This is a genomic window from Rossellomorea vietnamensis (assembly GCF_008180615.1).
GTDB lineage: Bacteria > Bacillota > Bacilli > Bacillales > Bacillaceae_B > Rossellomorea > Rossellomorea vietnamensis_D.
Map to the genome: position 1 here is coordinate 112,088 of NZ_VTEH01000006.1, position 15,470 is coordinate 127,557.

The 15,470-nt window shown below is 39.9% G+C and carries 27 protein-coding genes, 1 tRNA gene and 1 pseudogene; 22 read left to right on the forward strand and 7 right to left on the reverse strand.

Annotated elements, in window-relative coordinates:
- Window positions 1–240: 240 nt before the first annotated feature.
- From FZC79_RS10290 to FZC79_RS10300, 3 genes are all read left to right on the forward strand, one after another.
- Complete coding sequence (locus FZC79_RS10290) at window positions 241–1,428, forward strand: M14 family metallopeptidase (protein WP_148946709.1); 1,188 nt, start codon at window positions 241–243, stop codon at window positions 1,426–1,428.
- A gap of 299 nt (window positions 1,429–1,727) precedes the next feature.
- On the forward strand, window positions 1,728–2,849 hold the full coding sequence (locus FZC79_RS10295) for a hypothetical protein (RefSeq protein ID WP_148946710.1): 1,122 nt from the start codon (window positions 1,728–1,730) through the stop codon (window positions 2,847–2,849).
- A gap of 15 nt (window positions 2,850–2,864) precedes the next feature.
- Window positions 2,865–3,173 carry an MTH1187 family thiamine-binding protein gene (locus FZC79_RS10300; RefSeq protein WP_148946711.1) on the forward strand — a complete coding sequence of 103 codons (309 nt, stop codon included), beginning with the start codon at window positions 2,865–2,867 and terminating at the stop codon, window positions 3,171–3,173.
- A gap of 55 nt (window positions 3,174–3,228) precedes the next feature.
- Here the strand turns inward: FZC79_RS10300 and FZC79_RS10305 are convergent, their stop codons facing one another.
- Window positions 3,229–3,402 carry a DUF2759 domain-containing protein gene (locus FZC79_RS10305; protein ID WP_148946712.1) on the reverse strand — a complete coding sequence of 58 codons (174 nt, stop codon included), beginning with the start codon at window positions 3,400–3,402 and terminating at the stop codon, window positions 3,229–3,231.
- Window positions 3,403–3,720: 318 nt separating this feature from the next.
- Between FZC79_RS10305 and FZC79_RS10310 the strand changes: the two genes are divergently transcribed.
- Complete coding sequence (locus tag FZC79_RS10310) at window positions 3,721–4,356, forward strand: MBL fold metallo-hydrolase (protein WP_148946713.1); 636 nt, start codon at window positions 3,721–3,723, stop codon at window positions 4,354–4,356.
- A gap of 140 nt (window positions 4,357–4,496) precedes the next feature.
- Here the strand turns inward: FZC79_RS10310 and FZC79_RS10315 are convergent, their stop codons facing one another.
- Complete coding sequence (locus FZC79_RS10315; protein WP_006837891.1) at window positions 4,497–4,739, reverse strand: DUF2626 domain-containing protein; 243 nt, start codon at window positions 4,737–4,739, stop codon at window positions 4,497–4,499.
- 481 nt (window positions 4,740–5,220) lie between these two features.
- Here FZC79_RS10315 and FZC79_RS10320 point away from each other — a divergent pair, with 481 nt between their 5' ends.
- A complete protein-coding gene (locus FZC79_RS10320) occupies window positions 5,221–5,601 on the forward strand; it encodes a Spx/MgsR family RNA polymerase-binding regulatory protein (protein WP_148946714.1) in 381 nt (126 codons plus the stop codon).
- 287 nt (window positions 5,602–5,888) lie between these two features.
- Here the strand turns inward: FZC79_RS10320 and FZC79_RS10325 are convergent.
- Window positions 5,889–5,960: transfer RNA gene (locus FZC79_RS10325), tRNA-Gln, on the reverse strand.
- A gap of 110 nt (window positions 5,961–6,070) precedes the next feature.
- Between FZC79_RS10325 and FZC79_RS10330 the strand changes: the two are divergent.
- Window positions 6,071–6,793 (forward strand): annotated as a pseudogene (locus tag FZC79_RS10330) (ATPase, T2SS/T4P/T4SS family); the annotation flags it as partial.
- Window positions 6,794–6,814: 21 nt separating this feature from the next.
- Here the strand turns inward: FZC79_RS10330 and FZC79_RS10335 are convergent.
- The 3 genes from FZC79_RS10335 to FZC79_RS10345 form a co-directional block, all read right to left on the reverse strand.
- Window positions 6,815–7,060, reverse strand: coding sequence for a hypothetical protein (locus FZC79_RS10335; RefSeq protein WP_148946716.1), 246 nt, complete (start codon window positions 7,058–7,060; stop codon window positions 6,815–6,817).
- Window positions 7,057–8,187 carry a recombinase family protein gene (locus FZC79_RS10340; RefSeq protein WP_148946717.1) on the reverse strand — a complete coding sequence of 377 codons (1,131 nt, stop codon included), beginning with the start codon at window positions 8,185–8,187 and terminating at the stop codon, window positions 7,057–7,059. Before FZC79_RS10340 ends, FZC79_RS10335 begins: the two co-directional genes overlap by 4 nt.
- 293 nt (window positions 8,188–8,480) lie before the next feature.
- The gene (locus tag FZC79_RS10345) at window positions 8,481–8,840 is read right to left on the reverse strand and encodes a helix-turn-helix domain-containing protein (protein ID WP_148946718.1); all 360 of its coding nucleotides are present in this window, start codon (window positions 8,838–8,840) and stop codon (window positions 8,481–8,483) included.
- A gap of 210 nt (window positions 8,841–9,050) precedes the next feature.
- Between FZC79_RS10345 and FZC79_RS10350 the strand changes: the two genes are divergently transcribed.
- The 15 genes from FZC79_RS10350 to FZC79_RS10415 all read left to right on the forward strand — a co-directional run bounded on the left by FZC79_RS10350 (window position 9,051) and on the right by FZC79_RS10415 (window position 14,932).
- Window positions 9,051–9,266, forward strand: coding sequence for a helix-turn-helix transcriptional regulator (locus FZC79_RS10350; RefSeq protein ID WP_187442728.1), 216 nt, complete (start codon window positions 9,051–9,053; stop codon window positions 9,264–9,266).
- Between the two features lie 323 nt (window positions 9,267–9,589).
- On the forward strand, window positions 9,590–9,847 hold the full coding sequence (locus FZC79_RS10355) for a hypothetical protein (RefSeq protein WP_148946720.1): 258 nt from the start codon (window positions 9,590–9,592) through the stop codon (window positions 9,845–9,847).
- Window positions 9,848–9,943: 96 nt separating this feature from the next.
- Window positions 9,944–10,420 (forward strand): siphovirus Gp157 family protein, encoded by a 477-nt coding sequence (locus FZC79_RS10360; protein ID WP_148946721.1) that lies wholly within the window; start codon window positions 9,944–9,946, stop codon window positions 10,418–10,420.
- A complete protein-coding gene (locus tag FZC79_RS10365; RefSeq protein WP_148946722.1) occupies window positions 10,420–10,947 on the forward strand; it encodes a hypothetical protein in 528 nt (175 codons plus the stop codon). The genes FZC79_RS10360 and FZC79_RS10365 overlap by 1 nt, the downstream gene beginning before the upstream one ends.
- Window positions 10,904–11,152, forward strand: a complete 249-nt coding sequence (locus FZC79_RS10370; RefSeq protein ID WP_148946723.1) for a hypothetical protein — start codon at window positions 10,904–10,906, stop codon at window positions 11,150–11,152. The genes FZC79_RS10365 and FZC79_RS10370 overlap by 44 nt, the downstream gene beginning before the upstream one ends.
- A gap of 90 nt (window positions 11,153–11,242) precedes the next feature.
- A complete protein-coding gene (locus FZC79_RS10375) occupies window positions 11,243–11,902 on the forward strand; it encodes a Rad52/Rad22 family DNA repair protein (RefSeq protein WP_148946724.1) in 660 nt (219 codons plus the stop codon).
- Window positions 11,903–12,001: 99 nt separating this feature from the next.
- Window positions 12,002–12,322: a hypothetical protein gene (locus FZC79_RS10380; protein WP_148946725.1), complete on the forward strand. Its 321-nt coding sequence runs from the start codon at window positions 12,002–12,004 to the stop codon at window positions 12,320–12,322.
- Window positions 12,323–12,434: 112 nt separating this feature from the next.
- Window positions 12,435–12,668, forward strand: a complete 234-nt coding sequence (locus FZC79_RS23090) for a hypothetical protein (RefSeq protein ID WP_187442729.1) — start codon at window positions 12,435–12,437, stop codon at window positions 12,666–12,668.
- 21 nt (window positions 12,669–12,689) lie between these two features.
- Complete coding sequence (locus FZC79_RS10385; RefSeq protein ID WP_148946726.1) at window positions 12,690–13,067, forward strand: YopX family protein; 378 nt, start codon at window positions 12,690–12,692, stop codon at window positions 13,065–13,067.
- A complete protein-coding gene (locus FZC79_RS10390) occupies window positions 13,064–13,282 on the forward strand; it encodes a hypothetical protein (RefSeq protein ID WP_148946727.1) in 219 nt (72 codons plus the stop codon). Before FZC79_RS10385 ends, FZC79_RS10390 begins: the two co-directional genes overlap by 4 nt.
- Window positions 13,279–13,506 (forward strand): hypothetical protein, encoded by a 228-nt coding sequence (locus tag FZC79_RS10395; RefSeq protein WP_148946728.1) that lies wholly within the window; start codon window positions 13,279–13,281, stop codon window positions 13,504–13,506. Before FZC79_RS10390 ends, FZC79_RS10395 begins: the two co-directional genes overlap by 4 nt.
- An 11-nt stretch (window positions 13,507–13,517) precedes the next feature.
- A complete protein-coding gene (locus FZC79_RS10400; protein WP_148946729.1) occupies window positions 13,518–14,012 on the forward strand; it encodes a hypothetical protein in 495 nt (164 codons plus the stop codon).
- Entirely contained in the window at window positions 14,005–14,169 is a 165-nt protein-coding gene (locus tag FZC79_RS10405; RefSeq protein ID WP_148946730.1) for a YozD family protein, read from the forward strand. Before FZC79_RS10400 ends, FZC79_RS10405 begins: the two co-directional genes overlap by 8 nt.
- A 36-nt stretch (window positions 14,170–14,205) precedes the next feature.
- A complete protein-coding gene (locus FZC79_RS10410; protein WP_252183303.1) occupies window positions 14,206–14,595 on the forward strand; it encodes a hypothetical protein in 390 nt (129 codons plus the stop codon).
- 70 nt (window positions 14,596–14,665) lie between these two features.
- Window positions 14,666–14,932, forward strand: coding sequence for a hypothetical protein (locus tag FZC79_RS10415; protein WP_148946731.1), 267 nt, complete (start codon window positions 14,666–14,668; stop codon window positions 14,930–14,932).
- Window positions 14,933–14,945: 13 nt separating this feature from the next.
- Here the strand turns inward: FZC79_RS10415 and FZC79_RS23095 are convergent, their stop codons facing one another.
- Window positions 14,946–15,122 (reverse strand): CopG family ribbon-helix-helix protein, encoded by a 177-nt coding sequence (locus FZC79_RS23095; protein WP_187442730.1) that lies wholly within the window; start codon window positions 15,120–15,122, stop codon window positions 14,946–14,948.
- Window positions 15,123–15,323: 201 nt separating this feature from the next.
- On the opposite strand from FZC79_RS23095, the gene FZC79_RS23100 reads away from it, so the two are divergent.
- Window positions 15,324–15,470, forward strand: a complete 147-nt coding sequence (locus tag FZC79_RS23100; RefSeq protein WP_187442731.1) for a hypothetical protein — start codon at window positions 15,324–15,326, stop codon at window positions 15,468–15,470.

Below are 15,470 nucleotides of genomic sequence, written 5' to 3' on the forward strand. Positions count from 1 at the left end.
ATGCTATCCGCAGGATTTTTTGCTGCTAAAAGTGTTTATCATATTCTGTTAAAACTTAGACGGCGGTTTTGAAACTGCTTCAAAGCGTTTGAGCTCACCCTTGCCCGCTAAACGGACTCAGCACCTCTAGAACATTTGCCTGGCGGGGCTGAACAGGGCGCTTCCGCTTTTTTTCTTGTCATCAAACTTCTTTTGCAACATACATGTAGTAAGAGAGTGTGATTACAGGGGGTATGAACATTGGAAGTACAAGTCAGAAGAGGCGACACTTTTTACTATTACAGTCAGCTGTTTTATCTTCCTCTACAGCTGATTATTGATTCTAACTCTGACATGGCCGGCAATAGTCTCCAAATCGGTCAAACCGTAAGCATTCCCGGTTTCTATATCGGAAATTATACAATTAGGCAAGGGGATACCTTTTGGGGAATAGCCAGGAGAAGAAACCTGTCAGTTGATGCGCTGCTCCTGCTCAATCAAAGTCTGAATCCAAGTGCCTTGCAGGTTGGAGCGGAAATCAGTATCCCGCTGCGGATTACACAGCCGGTTGTCATGGGGCAGCAGGCTTATTCTTTTGGGATTTTGGATCGGGATATCAAAAGTTTAAAGAATGCCTTTCCTTTTATAAAAGTCAGCCAGATCGGTGAATCTGTCCTTGGAAAGCCTCTCTATGAAATACTGATTGGTAATGGAGAGAAAAAGGTTCATATTAATGCATCCTTTCATGCTAACGAGTGGATTACGACCCCGATATTAATGCGGTTCATGAATGACTACTTATTATCTCTGACCAATCGAGGGGCTATCAGAGGGGTAGTTATGGAGCCTCTGTATTCAAGTGTTACCCTTTCTCTTGTTCCGATGGTGAATCCCGATGGAGTGGATCTTGTAATAGAGGGGCCGCCGCCAGCCCTCAGAGAGGAACTGATTGAGTTTAATAAGGGAAATACTAATTTTTCCGGGTGGAAGGCTAATATTAATGGAGTTGATCTGAATAATCAATATCCTGCAAAATGGGAATTGGAGAAGGAAAGAAAAGAGGAGAAAAATCCTGCTCCCCGTGATTTCCCGGGCTATAAGCCATTATCGGAACCTGAAGCAATTGCGATGGCTGAATTGGCAAGGAGCGGAGATCTCGACAGGGTCCTCGCCCTGCATACCCAAGGGGAAGAATTTTATTGGGGCTTTGAGGGAATGGAACCTCCTGAATCCGAGATGCTCGCAGAGGAATTCGAAAGAGTAAGCGGGTACCGGTCGGTTAGATATATAGACAGTTTTGCAGGATACAAAGATTGGTTCATCCAAGAGTTTCAGCGTCCGGGTTTTACTGTTGAACTTGGAATGGGCATCAACCCGCTGCCTCTATCTCAGTTTGACCGGATATATGAGTCGGTTCTTGGGATTTTCCTTGTATCAATCTATCGATAAGCTGTATTGCAGATTGTTATATTAGTAAATGCGAGGTAAAATGTACTATAGTCTTTTTCAAATGTAAAAGGTTGTTCAGAGGTCTATACCCTGACAGCCTTTTTTTAAGGGCTGGACAATAAGAGAACGTTCATCTAAAGTGACGCGCAAAGATAGAAGGGTTCAATCTCACTTGTCACCTCGTGGAGGGGATGAGTAACATGTTTAAAATAAGTTATCTAATTCTTTGAAAAAATTGAAACATTTTTAGTGAAATTACGTACTAATTAGTATGAAGAAATATGGAGGAGGGAATAAACATGAATAAAATACATAGGCTTCTTTTTCTTTTGTCATGCTTATTTCTCTTAGCCTCCTGCAATGGAGATCCTCCTAATAATGAGCCGGAGAAACAACCTGTTTCAAAGAAAGAGCAAGTGGATGAGCAAGAGGCTGCCGCAAAAGAATTGATACCTCTTGCATTGGAAGAGAATTCATTTCAGAGAGTTATTGATTGGATTGATAATGACAGGGTCATAATTTTATCTAAATCTGATAATGAGAACCAGTTAATAGATTATAATATATTCAGCGGTGAACAAAAGCAGTTGTTTTCAGATGAGGAAGTCATTGTGGATGCCAAGATAAGTCCTGACAGACAAAGGATTTTAGTTCACAGTGCCCCTCTTACTTATTCGGCATCCATGACGGTAATTGACCTGGAAGGAAATGTGATTTTTCAAGAAGAGATCGACTCGTATGAATTGGCTTTTGAGTGGAATGAAGACAATACTGATTGGCTTTTCGTAACGAGCTTTGCAGAAGATTGGAGCTTTGAGACTTTGCTGGCAGATTTATCACAAGGAACAGTATCGGCCGTGGAATCTCCACAGCCATTTATTAAGTGGCATACAGAGAACAGTTTTCTCTTCCAGGATTGGCCTGAGGATAGCATTAGTCTGACAGCTCCATTATATTCCCGGAACTTATACTCAAAAGATAAAGTGCTTGTTGAAGAAGAAACGATTCACTTTAATAGAATTTCCCCCTATATATTATCCATTTCAATGGACGATGTAACAGAAGGGAATGCTGTTTATCAATTTATAACAGAAGAAGGAACGATAGCTTCTTCTACTGAACAGCCCCTGCTGAGCAGCTATTCTAACTGGATGATTCCTTATTATGATAAGATAGATTCTGAACATGCACTCGTCTCTTTCACTGCCGGTGAATCGATGCCGGAAGACACCTATCAGGGGACCTTCACTTTGGAAAAGTGGGATTTGAAAACGGGTCAGCGGGAAGTGATCCTGTCCGGCCTTTCAAATGAACCTCTCCAGTGTTCTCCATCAGGTGACTATTGTTTAACAGGATATGATTTAAAGCAGGCGGTTGATTTGAAGAATAAAGAGACAGCAGACTTAATTACCGTTAAATAGAAAGGATGATACTTTTTGGCTATAGTGGATGTTACCGTGATCCCGATTGGGACCGCCACACCAAGCGTAAGTGATTATGTTGCCCAATTGCAAAAAATACTGAAGAAACATGAAGAACAAGGAACTATTTCATTTAAACTTACTCCGATGAGCACTTTGATAGAAGGTGAGCTGTCAGATTTGTTCCGTGTGGTGCAAGAAATTCATGAGGCACCTTTCAATGAGGGAATTCAAAGGGTTGCAACGAATATCCGGATTGATGACCGCAGGGATAAAAAAAGGAAAATGGAAGATAAGCTGGCTTCAGTGGAAAGCAAGATGTAAGGAAGCCGGCATCTTGCTTTAGAATAAAAAAAATGGAGCCGAAGGGCTCCATTTTTTAGTGTCCGCCAGGATAACCTGAGTGAAGGACGGTCATGATCGTGAACCAGCCAAAAACGCCGAGTGTTCCTAATCCGAAAAGAATGCCTAAAGCATTTTTGTTTTTCAACGCACTTATGCTGCCGAATAGAGCAAGCAAAGTCACTAGAGCTGTAATAATAACAAAACCCATCGGTCAAAACTCCTTTCAAATTAATCCCCTTTTACCATAAGTCCCAAAAGTGAGATAATATAATTAGCATATGTAATAATGTGCACTTACATATATTTTATATTTTTTTTATGCATTTGTACAGTTCAAATGTTTGACACTTCTTTGTCCAAAATTCATTCTCTTTGTCCTCTTTCAATCAATAGCAAATACCCTGTCATATCAGGGAGATAGAAAAAGTGAGGAGAATCGGCCTTCTTTAGACATCTCTCCAAATTTATTTTAATACTAAAGCAGGTTTGATACAATAAATTAAAATATATATAGGAGGCGGAGCTGGTGAAATGGAAGAGATTACCTTTAGGTCCTTTGCAAACAAACTGTTATTGTTTATGGAATGAGAAGAAAGAATGTGTGATTTTTGATCCCGGCGAAGAAGCGGGAAAATTGAACAACTGGCTGAGGGACAATCAATTGAAGCCTCTTGCCATTCTGCTGACCCATGCACATTTTGATCATATCGGTGCAGTAGATAAGGTCAGAGAGAAGTACGATATCCCTGTTTATGTTCATGAAAAAGAGGCAAAGTGGCTCATGGACCCATACTTGAATGGTTCTCAGCACTTCGCCATGAGCAGTTTGTTAAAAATCAAACCTGCAGAGTACATATTAACCAATGAAAAGACACTATCCATAGGGGATATCACATTACAGTTATTCTTAACACCCGGACATTCCCCAGGAAGCATCTCCTATTATTTTGAGGAGGAGGGGGTTGTGTTTGCCGGTGATACTCTGTTCAAGGGAAGCGTGGGAAGAACGGACCTGCCTGGCGGAAACTCTGGGGAGTTATTAAAAAGCATCCATGATCACCTGCTGACTTTGCCAGAGGATACAATCGTTTTATCAGGCCACGGACCTGAAACTACTATAGCGGATGAAATGGATACCAACCCATTTCTAAACGGCTTTTAAAGGGTCTTATCACCAAAAGAACTTTTTAAAAAAATCTATCGGTTCAGGCTGCATGGACATGAATGTGCCCAGTTCTACTAAAGGAATTTAAGGTGAACATAAAAAAATCCTTAAAGCTAAAAGCTTTAAGGGTTTTTTTATTAGTGCGCTGCGCCTGGCGTCATCATAAAAACAGTCCAATATGTGAAGCCGGCAAAAAATACAGTTAAGTATCCGAAGAAAATATAAATATACATACGCTCAGATAATTTCAAGTAACCCAGCAGAATGAAGAATCCTGTTTGTCCTAAAAAGATCAGTGAAGTCGTTTTCATATCTCCAAGGAAAAACATGACTGCAAATATTCCAGTCCAAAATCCCAATACTCTGTACATACGATCCATATGTATCCCTCCTTTGCACCCTCAGTCCATCAATAAACATTATAAAGGAAAAATCCATCAAAAGTAAATAATCTTTGTTGCCAGTTTGTGACGATTACGTAAATAGGCTGAAGAACGCTTCTGATTTTATATTAATATACCCTTCCTGATCGCTGCTTTACTATAAAATATCATTTTTTCAATAGTTTTTTAACAAAAATATAAGGATATATGGATTCGGCTGCCTAACACATCAGTTAAATCCAAAAGAGGTCTTTCCAGTAATCAGGCTGTGTTTAACAATGAACGCTGGCCATAAATAAGGAGCAGCCTTTTGGAAGTTGTCTCTTAAATAATGCTGATTTTGGTATATAAACTCAGCGGATAAAATCTGAAAAAAAATAAAAACATCAAAACAGGATATTATGGTGTACATTAGTTATACATGTGGTATACAATTAACATATAAATTGTATAAGCTTAATTCAGGGAGGGTGTAAGGATGAACAAATTGACGTTTTTTACGTATCCCAGTTGTACATCGTGCAGAAAAGCAAAGAAATGGCTGACTTCAAATGCAGTAGACTTTGAAGAAAGACACATTTTCAGGGAAACTCCAACTACACAGGAGATTATAGATTTACTTTCAATGACAACAAATGGTGTGGATGAAATTCTCGCGACCCGCAGTCAAAAATATAAAGCACTGGGCGTTGAGTTGGAAGACCTCAGTCTCTCTGAAGTTGTACAACTGATTTCGGAAGAGCCCAAGTTGTTGAGAAGGCCTCTGCTAACGGATGGAAAGAAACTTGTCGTAGGATACGATCCCGAAGGACTTAGAAGTTTGACTAATAAAAGATCAGTATATGAGCTGACTGTTTAGAAAAAACTTCTCCCTTGGAATCTTTCCTCAATCCTGTTTTGGATAGCCGCCAGCACATCTCTTCAATATCTTGTCCCTTATCTTAAAAGAGAGGAAGGTTCCTTTGCGGGAACCTTCCTCTCTTTATTTTGGCTCTACTCATAAACTTCAGCCATAATTGTAAGAAAATAACCTATTAGCAAGAAAGGAAGGAGATCCTCTTCCTATCTAGAGAGAAAAACTCCGGTTCAAGGTTTTTCCGAAACGCCGCAATTTATGTAGGAGAAAACAGTCTTTGTTATTGAATACTGGGCTAGCTGGATTCGAACCAACGCATGTCGCAGTCAAAGTGCGATGCCTTACCGCTTGGCTATAGCCCATTGATTGGTGCTGCTTACAGTACTAGTATGAAAAAAAATAAAAAAAATATACTAAAAAAAGAAGGGGAAATTAAAATCTTGTCGAATTTCTGTACTTGAATAAATGAAAGGTGGTGCAGCCAATATACTATTCCATTGAAGCCCTGGCTGATTCTATGTTGAAAAAAGCTGTTACAAAGAACGTCACGGACATCCACTTGTTTCCACGAAAAGATGATTACCTCATGCAGCACAGAAGCAATGGGATCCTCACTCCCAATATCAGCATTCCGATTCCTGAAGGAGAACGATTGATTTCCCACTTTAAATTCATGGCTTCCATGGATATAGGTGAAAAAAGAAAACCTCAAAGCGGATCTTTCACCTTCCGAATGATGGGAGGACCGCTCGACCTCCGTGTTTCCACACTTCCTACTACCGGCTTAAAAGAAAGTCTTGTCATTCGAATCCTTCCTCAGCAGTTGAACGTGCCACTTGAACGATTAGCCCTGTTTCCTTCTTCAGCACGAAAGCTTCTGGCTTTATTAATGAACTCCCATGGCCTCTTAATTTTCACCGGACCGACTGGCAGCGGCAAGACCACAACCTTATATTCCCTTGTAGAACATTGCTCGTCCGCTTTACAAAGAAATGTCGTCACATTGGAAGATCCCGTTGAAAAATTCAATGATTCTCTTGTCCAGGTCCAGGTCAATGAAAAAGCAGGTGTCACATACTCCGCGGGGCTTCGCGCCATTCTACGGCATGATCCGGATATTATCATGGTAGGGGAGATCCGGGATGAAGAAACCGCAGAGGTCGCTATCAGGGCCTCTCTGACAGGACACCCGGTCGATACAAAAGACACCTAACGATTATTGAAACTTTATATCCATGATCTTCAGTGATTCCGGGCTTCTTTTGGTGCTTATTTTATCCACCCACAATTCCTTTACAGATAACTGTACAAATTGCCTTTTATCCTCTACACTTAAATTAGGCCAGAGATTTGTCATATCTTTGATGATTTCGGATATATCTATAGTATCAGGTGAATAACTTTTCTGAAATGCTTCTAATTCCACTAGGAGCATTTTTTCTTTTTCTGATTCCTCTTTCATCCCTCTATCTGCTTAATCTCACCTTCGATTCTTTCTATATCCTCTGTATGGTCCTTCTCTGCATCTGTAGAGAGCATCTTGGACTCTTTATCGAAGTTAATGGATTCCAGCCACTTCAAGAACTGAATTTCTAAGAAGTTCTGTGAAATGTTAGGCATATCGCATATTCCTTGTTTCTTCCCGATGCACATATACTGCCTGGATACATAAGTGGTACCCTTTCTCTTTGTTTGGCTGAACCTAGAACTGAACCGGGATCGGCAACGCTGACACCTTAATGCTGTACTGAATATATAAGGGCTTGTGGCATGGCGAGGATGCAATACAGCTCTTTGATCCACTAACGCTTGAACCCTTTCGAAATCCTCTTTATCTATTATAGGGGGGGCAGCATTCTCCACTTCAAAATAATTCTCTGTATTTACTCTGTAGTTATACCGCAATGTGCCGATGTAAATGGGATTCGTCAGAATGTATTTCAACCTTGCTGCAGTGAACAAAGAATTGCTGTTGGTACGATAACCGGCTTGTGTAAGTTCCATCGCTATTTTACTCATACCTTTACTTCCTTCAAGGTAAGTGCGGTAGATCCTCCTGACGAGGGCAGCTTCCGATTCGTTGATTACTAATTCTTCCCCTTCTTTGCTATATCCGAATGGGGGAGTAGATACCGTCCATTTCCCTTGTTTGGCTTTTTCCTCCATACCGAAGCTCACACGCTCACCTAAGTTCTGTCTTTCCCACTCTGCGAGGGAAGCTATTAGAGTAAGAAATAACCTGCCTGTCGCTGTTGTGGTGTCGTATACTTCTGTGGCCGATTTAAACTTAACGTTATGTTGTTCGAATTCTTGAAGTAATTGGTACATATCCAGCACCGAACGAGTGAGACGGTCCAAACGATAAACCAGGACCACATCAAACACTTTCTTCCTTACTCCATTTAACATACTCTGTAGTTCCGGTCTTTTCGTGTCTTTCGCTGATATCCCTTCATCTATATACCACCGCACAATATCCCATCCCTGGGAAGTGCAGAACGCTTCTAAGCGATTCTTTTGCGCGGCTATACTGTACCCTTCATCTGCCTGTTCGGATGTCGATACACGCAGATAACACGCTATTCTCATGATGTATTTCCTCCTAAACAAAAAGAGAGCCTATTCGCCCTCTTCCCCTTTTTTCGTACCTATAATTATTGTGTGTTCATCGACAATAATAACATCCCCATCATGCAACAGATCACTATAAACTTTTTCCAACACGAGACCCCCTCGAAGAGACCGAACAAAACACGAACGCCTGTTCTTATAGTTGTTATCTTCAGTATATCAATATATTGTCGAATGAGGAAGGGTGTTTTATTGTCGTTTTTTGTCTATTTTGAACAATGTAAACAATATGCTAAATATCTGTATAAGTATTATTTATCCTTTTTACGTATATTTTCCACTAATTTTATAATCTCTCTTAATTCATCTGGACTATATCCTTTATCCTCTGATTCATCTATAAGTGTCATCCATTTAATTTTTCTTTCTTCTATATCATCTTCCAAAGCAAACATCTCCTCTGATAAGGTTTTTCTTTCTCTAAAAAAGTCAGCCATAGGAACTCCGTATAGATCGGATAGAGATTCCAGTAATTCAAAAGTAGGTTTCCTTTCTCCTCTTTCTATCTTAGATAAGTTGCTGTAATTAAAATCAATCTTTTCTCCAAGTTCAATTAATGTTAGTTTATTTTTCTTTCTTAAATCCCTAAGAATACTCCCTATATTTTGCAATCTTTCTCACCTCCACCCTGTAGTTATAATAGCAAGGTTTGTGCTGTTTGAACACAGGGAAACACTCGATTCTATTCTTTTCTAGGATGGGCAAAAATACCCTTGGTAAACAATTTTTCAAAAAGAACAATTTACTTGTTGACATTGTTCATGAGGAACAATATACTAAGAGTAAGAAATGTTCTTGAAGAACAAATTGGAGGTGAACATATGACGAAAAGCGAACGCAATAATAAGCTTAGAGAAATACGAACTGAACGCAAAATGACACAAAAAGAAATGGCTGATTTTCTAGGGTATTCACTTGAGCATTACAACAAAGTGGAAAATGGAACTTTCGATAAGGTACTTCCGTTTTCTAAAGCAGCTAAATTGGCGAAGGAGTACGATCTTACATTTAATGAAATTTTTTTAAACAATAATTAGTCAAATTGAACAAAAGGAGAAGAAACGATGAACAAATTACCAGAACCACCATCTAAAACAAAACTCGCCATGCTGGAATTCATGAAGAAACACGCTTTACCGAAGTTGTTGGAAGCTAAGAAGACAGAGAAAGCATCGTAAAAGACTCAAAGAGCGAAATAGAAAGGGTTGAGGAAGTGCAAACAAATATTAAAGAGTTATTAAGGCATAAGCATTATGAAATAACGGGTGCATTTGTTTATCCTACAATGAAATTTGAGGTTTTTAGGCTGTTATTATAGTTCGCAATACGAAGATGTAACCCAATAAAAGGAGGAACCAAAATGACAAAAGAACAATTCTTGAAACTTGCTGCAGAAGCCTATGACAAGGGTGCAAACTTCTCCATCACATTCCATGACCACAGAGCAGAAGAAATGGCAGCCGATTTAGCCGAGGATCTAACCAAAGGATATGGTATCGCTTTTAAAGACCACAAATACCGTGACACAGAGTCTTGCTGGAAGAAATATCAGTCGGAAGATTGTCAAGTCGAGTGCATCATCTTTTATAACAAGGAGGATGAACAGCTTGCCGTATGATATCCAACACCCAGCCATCACCCAAATTAACCGCAGCGGCTACCCATTGGAATATAAAGAGGAATACATTCAAGACCACAAGGAGGAAGAGGAAGAATGAAATTATATGAGCTTTCTAATAACTATGCAGCACTAATGGAAATGGCAGAGGAAATGGATCCTACAACATTACAGGACACTCTCGAATCTATCCAGGAAGAAATTGAAGATAAAGCTGAGAATATCGCTAAGCTAATCAAGAATTTAAACGCTGATGTGGATGCACTCAAAGCAGAAGAGAAACGTCTTGCTGATCGTCGTAGAGGGTTAGAAGGAAAGGTTTCAAACTTGAAGGAGTATTTACAGAATCAGCTAGAGGTTGCCGGATTGGATAAAGTAAAACGCCCCACGTTGACCGTATCCATCCAGAACAATCCTCCATCTGTAAAAGTAATCGACGAAAAATTACTTTCTGACTACATGATACCAGTGGACCCTAAGTTAGACAAGAAGGCTATTCTCGAAGCGTTGAAAGATGGCCGGGAAGTTAACGGTGCCGAGCTTATGAGAACAAGAGGGGTGCGTATCAGATAATGCCTAGACCGGTAGTAGATATTTCAGGTGCACGGTACAGTCGGCTAAAGGTTATTAAGTTGCATGAAAAAGTTAAAGATCGTGGTGCGAGATGGTTGTGTAAATGTGATTGTGGTACCGAAACAATCTCTTGGGCCTGGGAGCTTAAAAACGGAAAGAAGAAAAGTTGCGGATGCTTCAACAAAGAGATAGTGAAGCAACAGAAAACAAGGTTAAGTCACGGACTATCCAAGACACGATTTTATAGAATATGGTTCGCAATGAAAAGACGTTGTACTGAAAGCAAAAATGAACTTTTCAAAAAGTATTACATCGACAGAGGAATAACCGTATGCGAAGAATGGCTAACATTTGAGAACTTCAAAAGGGATATGTATTCATGCTATTTGGAACATATTGAAAAACACAGCGAAAAAAACACTTCAATAGACAGAATTAATAACGACTTGGGATACACAAAAGAAAATTGCAGATGGGCTACCAATGAAGTTCAGAACCAAAACAGAAGAAACAGGGAAGGAAATTGAGAATCAGATGAAGCTAGAGAACGTTGAAATTAATGCAGCCAAAAGGCTGAATCTTATACCGTCCGACTGGCAAGAAAATGTGTGGCTTATCACAGGAAAAGATGAAGGGTGTGTAGCGGAAGGTGATTGGAAAGAGTTAGTAGATTTAGCTGAATCAATACTTGATCACCCGAATACCAAGATTGTTAAGGAGGAATCAGAATGACAATCATCTGGATACACGGTAAACCGTTTGTCGAGCATGAAGGTGAATATAGAGAAGCTACTCCATATGAATTAGAACAGGAGGGATACCATGACTGATATCGCCAAACAGCTACAGCGCCCTTTCCCACCAGAAGAGATTGAGTTCAGAGTCCAGAGTTGCGGCATATCAAACGGAAGACCCTGGGCAATGGTATTAGCCTATGTGCAAGCAAGAGCCATCCAAAGGAGACTAGATGAAGTCTTTGGCTGGGATGGATGGACAGATGAATATCGCTCACAGAACAATAACATGATATGCCGGCTGGGAGTTAAGACAGACAGCGGCTGGATCTATAAAGAAAACGGAGCAAGCGAAACGCAGGTAGAAGCCTTCAAAGGCGGTATATCAGCAGCATTCAAGCGTGTGGCAGCCAGCGGATATGGAATAGGGCGTTACCTTTATGACTTAACAGAATCATTCGCTGAGTGCCAACTTGATAAGCCTAAGAATATGAGTGGATGGAGTAAGGCTTACGACAAGAAAGAGAAAAAGAATATCTATTGGAAAATCCCTCAGTTGCCAGAATGGGCATTACCACCATTACCGATAGAGGATGTGATCGAACGATGGAAGAGCATGGGCGGAACAGAAGAACAATTCGACAGCACCATTCAGAAGAATTGGGGCATCAACAGAGATCAGTTAAAAGCGCATCACATAGTCGCGCTTCAAAAGTTAATGGATGGGAAAGAGAAGAAAGCCGTATAGAGAGCAGCATCGCCACTTTAGAAGCTAACGTATCATTCATACAAAAATTATTGCGGCAGGGAGCCAAATAAGGCTCTCTCGCTACCAGGAGGATAAACCATGAGAAAAGTTAAACTCACTCAAGCTCAGGCGGATGCTATAGAAAAAATCATTGATCGTAATAAAGCCGAAATGGTCACTTGTCACATCGAAGATCCAAGCGGTTGGTTTTATGAGGAGTTAAAAACAATGGGTGTTGATACTTTCATAAGGGCCATGTACATCGGATACGAAGTAGAAAAGACTCCGGGGGAAAAAATACTCGACATATGGAACACATGGGACCCAGAACGCTCCAACGATGAAGGAGACAGAGGAATAAGAGAAGGTATCAAGATGGTGTTGAAAGCCTTGGATATGAAAGTGGATGGTATCAACTAATGGGCATCCCATTCTTCTTCATCCTATTTATAGCTGCTGTCATCACCGGAGGACTGACACATACACATTGGCCGAAGTCATGGAAACGATTCTTTGAACTGGAGGACGCATCATGATAGACCGCCGCAAGAACCTTTGTTACATCGTCACTGTTCATTATCTTATTAAGAATGGTGAAGGAGTATTGAAATCGAAAAGTCATCAATTCATCAGTTTGCACAGCATAAACACAGAAAAATGCAGAACGTTCGCTAAAAATAAAGCAAGGTCCGATAAACAGTTTCATCAATTAGAAGAAGAGTGGTTATCACAATATACCGTACCTAATTCGGATTACTGCAAATAATGAACTGGAGGGGAACTGAAAATGAGAGAAATTAAGATGCGTGGATATTCTGTTGAAAGATTATGTGCTGACAGTCAGTGGGTTGAAGGTTTTGGTGTTATGACCACTGAATATGCAGACGGCAAAAAGGATTACACAATGTTTACTGATTTCGGAAATTATCAGGTTTATGGAAAATCAGTTGGTGAGTTTACCGGTTTAAAGGATAAAAACGGAACACCAATTTATGAAGGGGATATCGTTGCTCATAATGATGATTCTCCTAATTGCAAAGTTGTTTTTGAGGATGGATGTTTCATCATTAAAGAACTATCCCAAAGCAATAATGAATGGTATCTGTACACGGAAGCTGAGTTAGTTAAAATTGTTGGGAACATTTATGAAGGTGAATCCCAATGACACCATTCCGCACCATCATCAAAAACTACATTCTCCAATACAAGCACGCCACCATCACAGAACTCACCGACCACATGACAGCGAGTGGTCTACATACATCAGAGAATCATGTCAGAGTGCTTGTGAATTACTTAGCGACTATGGAGCCGATCACCGTATGCGGAGACAACGTGAAGATGGAATTATCCCGCAGGGTGAAGGAACTTGTTACATGAAAACGTCCACTATCCGCGTGAAACGATTACGAAAGATTGAATGTTACCGTGCCATTAAGGAGCTGGAGGAAAGGGGCTTTGAATGTATAAAGCCCATCACCAGCTACAGTGTTATCAAAAAGGATTACAAATATAAAAACGATGCCAGGTATGATGGTAAATACTTCTTTGACGGTTACAACGAGATTAAGGGTTTCTATGCCATTATGAGAAAAATAGATTAGGAGGATAAGCGATGAATAGAGTAAAAGACAAAGCCCACATCCTAACAGAATCTGATATCAAAATCGCTGAACAAAATGGGATCAACCGGAAAGCTGCCATGAAACGCTTTTATGAGTTGTACTGGGACAAAGAGGACTGCATCACTAAGCCTATCCAAAAACGTGAACCTAATCCATGGAGAAAGAAATGCCAGGAGCTTGGGATCGTCCCGGTCACTATATACGATGCACGGATTAAATACGGATGGGACCCGGAAAAGGCCGCAACCACCAAGAGACTCACCAGAGAAGAAATCGCCGCCATGAATAAAGAATCACAGCGTAAATATCCATCTTGGGTGTATGAAGCAATAGAGAAAAACAAAATTAGTTATGGAACCTTCAACTCCAGAGTCAACAAACTGAAGTGGACCATAGAAGAGGCGTGCACCATTCCTTCGGATATGCGGCTCATAGAATACTACCGTGAAAAGGTAAAGGAACTGGAGGAGAAGATCCATGCGTGAATATAAGGATATCTACATTGATACAGATGAAATTGAAAGGTATTTGTATAAGTCCTTAATAAGTAAAGGGTTTGTTCCGGGTGACGTGGAGTTAAAGGAGATTGCTGATTCGGTATTTGATTTCCTAGCCGAAAAGGAAGTTATTGAAGAAGGATAGACAAAAAATACGCAATAAGGAAATGGAGAGATTAACATGAAGAGTGTTGAAATGTTAGATAAGGAAATTGCCTTGAAAAGTATTATAAATCACGCACTACAAGTGTTCCCTAAGTCTTTTATCAATAACAGTAATGAGATTATTTTAGAGCCAAAGAACAACGTTTATTTCCGTTTGGAAGGTGTGGAATCAGAATTAGATTTCAAATGTAAATTGTTCGCTTGGGTATCAAGACCAATAGCTAAAGGGCTTAATAAGTATTGGTCGCCAAAGGTATTAAAGAGTCTTAACAGATTGCTAAACACCAATTTCACTAAAGATGATATGCATACAATCTATGACCGTTTAGGAAATGATGTAAATACTCAACTGACAATAAAATTCATTGAATCAAAGTATGATTTGTCATTGTTGGAACGTGACTAGGTGCTGCACATTTCGAAGATTGTGCGACATCTCCAGGACACTGGACATAAAAAAGAGAGGATGAAGTGATATGAAAATCACAAGGGAAGTTGAAGTATTTCACACAGGGGTTTTAACGCCTGGATCTAAAGTGAAAGTGTCGGGTTACTCATGTATGGCAGAAAAAACATTCGATGAGGATATTGTCGAAGTGGTGGCTTGCACCCGAGAAGAACTTACCATCAAGCACAAGCGAAGAAAATACATCTTATTCGATTGGGAATACACGCTCGGTGGTCAATTAGAAATAGAAATGGTGGAGCATAAACCACTACCGACTCAATCCATTCCATTTTAAAAAGAGAGGATGCTTACTCCTCTCTTGATTCTTTATCCACCATAGCTTTCAAGATTAATTGTCTGATAGCTTCGGAACGGTTCTTGATACGATTTTCAAACTGGAAGTCCTCGACTTTCTTCAATAGATCATCGTCAATCGTAATGTTAATAATCGGTTTAGCGTTCGGGGTTTTCTTATGACCACTCATGAGATCCACTCCTTTTATTTTTATAGCAGCTCAGGAAATATCCTCAAACTACATTATATACAATAAACAGTATGTTATACCACTAGACCAATAAAAATAAGACCTAAGACCTATACACTACCACTAGACCACTAGACTTGTCTATGGTAAGATTAGGTTGTAAGTCCAACAGACCACTAGACTTGGAAGGAGGTGGAGAGATTGAAACCATGTATCAACTTAACAATAGATAAGGACTTACTGGATAAATTAGAGCAGGATCGCTTCAAACGTATCCAGAAGGAGCAGAAAGATATTTCTCGCTCGTCTTACATCAGTGAATTGATTAGAAAAGGTTTAAACAAATAA

Excerpts from the sequence above, each read along its gene's own strand:
- FZC79_RS10415 (WP_148946731.1), top strand. The coding sequence starts at position 14,666 with ATGAAAATCACAAGGGAAGTTGAAGTATTTCACACAGGGGTTTTAACG.
- FZC79_RS10355 (WP_148946720.1), top strand. The coding sequence starts at position 9,590 with ATGACAAAAGAACAATTCTTGAAACTTGCTGCAGAAGCCTATGACAAG.
- FZC79_RS10375 (WP_148946724.1), top strand. The coding sequence starts at position 11,243 with ATGACTGATATCGCCAAACAGCTACAGCGCCCTTTCCCACCAGAAGAG.
- FZC79_RS10405 (WP_148946730.1), top strand. The coding sequence starts at position 14,005 with ATGCGTGAATATAAGGATATCTACATTGATACAGATGAAATTGAAAGG.
- FZC79_RS10410 (WP_252183303.1), top strand. The coding sequence starts at position 14,206 with ATGAAGAGTGTTGAAATGTTAGATAAGGAAATTGCCTTGAAAAGTATT.
- FZC79_RS10365 (WP_148946722.1), top strand. The coding sequence starts at position 10,420 with ATGCCTAGACCGGTAGTAGATATTTCAGGTGCACGGTACAGTCGGCTA.
- FZC79_RS10295 (WP_148946710.1), top strand. The coding sequence starts at position 1,728 with ATGAATAAAATACATAGGCTTCTTTTTCTTTTGTCATGCTTATTTCTC.
- FZC79_RS10350 (WP_187442728.1), top strand. The coding sequence starts at position 9,051 with ATGACGAAAAGCGAACGCAATAATAAGCTTAGAGAAATACGAACTGAA.
- FZC79_RS10370 (WP_148946723.1), top strand. The coding sequence starts at position 10,904 with ATGAAGTTCAGAACCAAAACAGAAGAAACAGGGAAGGAAATTGAGAAT.
- FZC79_RS10315 (WP_006837891.1), bottom strand. The coding sequence starts at position 4,739 with ATGGATCGTATGTACAGAGTATTGGGATTTTGGACTGGAATATTTGCA.
- FZC79_RS10395 (WP_148946728.1), top strand. The coding sequence starts at position 13,279 with ATGAAAACGTCCACTATCCGCGTGAAACGATTACGAAAGATTGAATGT.
- FZC79_RS10335 (WP_148946716.1), bottom strand. The coding sequence starts at position 7,060 with ATGAAAGAGGAATCAGAAAAAGAAAAAATGCTCCTAGTGGAATTAGAA.
- FZC79_RS23095 (WP_187442730.1), bottom strand. The coding sequence starts at position 15,122 with ATGAGTGGTCATAAGAAAACCCCGAACGCTAAACCGATTATTAACATT.
- FZC79_RS10360 (WP_148946721.1), top strand. The coding sequence starts at position 9,944 with ATGAAATTATATGAGCTTTCTAATAACTATGCAGCACTAATGGAAATG.
- FZC79_RS10340 (WP_148946717.1), bottom strand. The coding sequence starts at position 8,187 with ATGAGAATAGCGTGTTATCTGCGTGTATCGACATCCGAACAGGCAGAT.
- FZC79_RS10385 (WP_148946726.1), top strand. The coding sequence starts at position 12,690 with ATGAGAGAAATTAAGATGCGTGGATATTCTGTTGAAAGATTATGTGCT.
- FZC79_RS10320 (WP_148946714.1), top strand. The coding sequence starts at position 5,221 with ATGAACAAATTGACGTTTTTTACGTATCCCAGTTGTACATCGTGCAGA.
- FZC79_RS23090 (WP_187442729.1), top strand. The coding sequence starts at position 12,435 with ATGATAGACCGCCGCAAGAACCTTTGTTACATCGTCACTGTTCATTAT.
- FZC79_RS10305 (WP_148946712.1), bottom strand. The coding sequence starts at position 3,402 with ATGGGTTTTGTTATTATTACAGCTCTAGTGACTTTGCTTGCTCTATTC.
- FZC79_RS10380 (WP_148946725.1), top strand. The coding sequence starts at position 12,002 with ATGAGAAAAGTTAAACTCACTCAAGCTCAGGCGGATGCTATAGAAAAA.
- FZC79_RS10400 (WP_148946729.1), top strand. The coding sequence starts at position 13,518 with ATGAATAGAGTAAAAGACAAAGCCCACATCCTAACAGAATCTGATATC.
- FZC79_RS10390 (WP_148946727.1), top strand. The coding sequence starts at position 13,064 with ATGACACCATTCCGCACCATCATCAAAAACTACATTCTCCAATACAAG.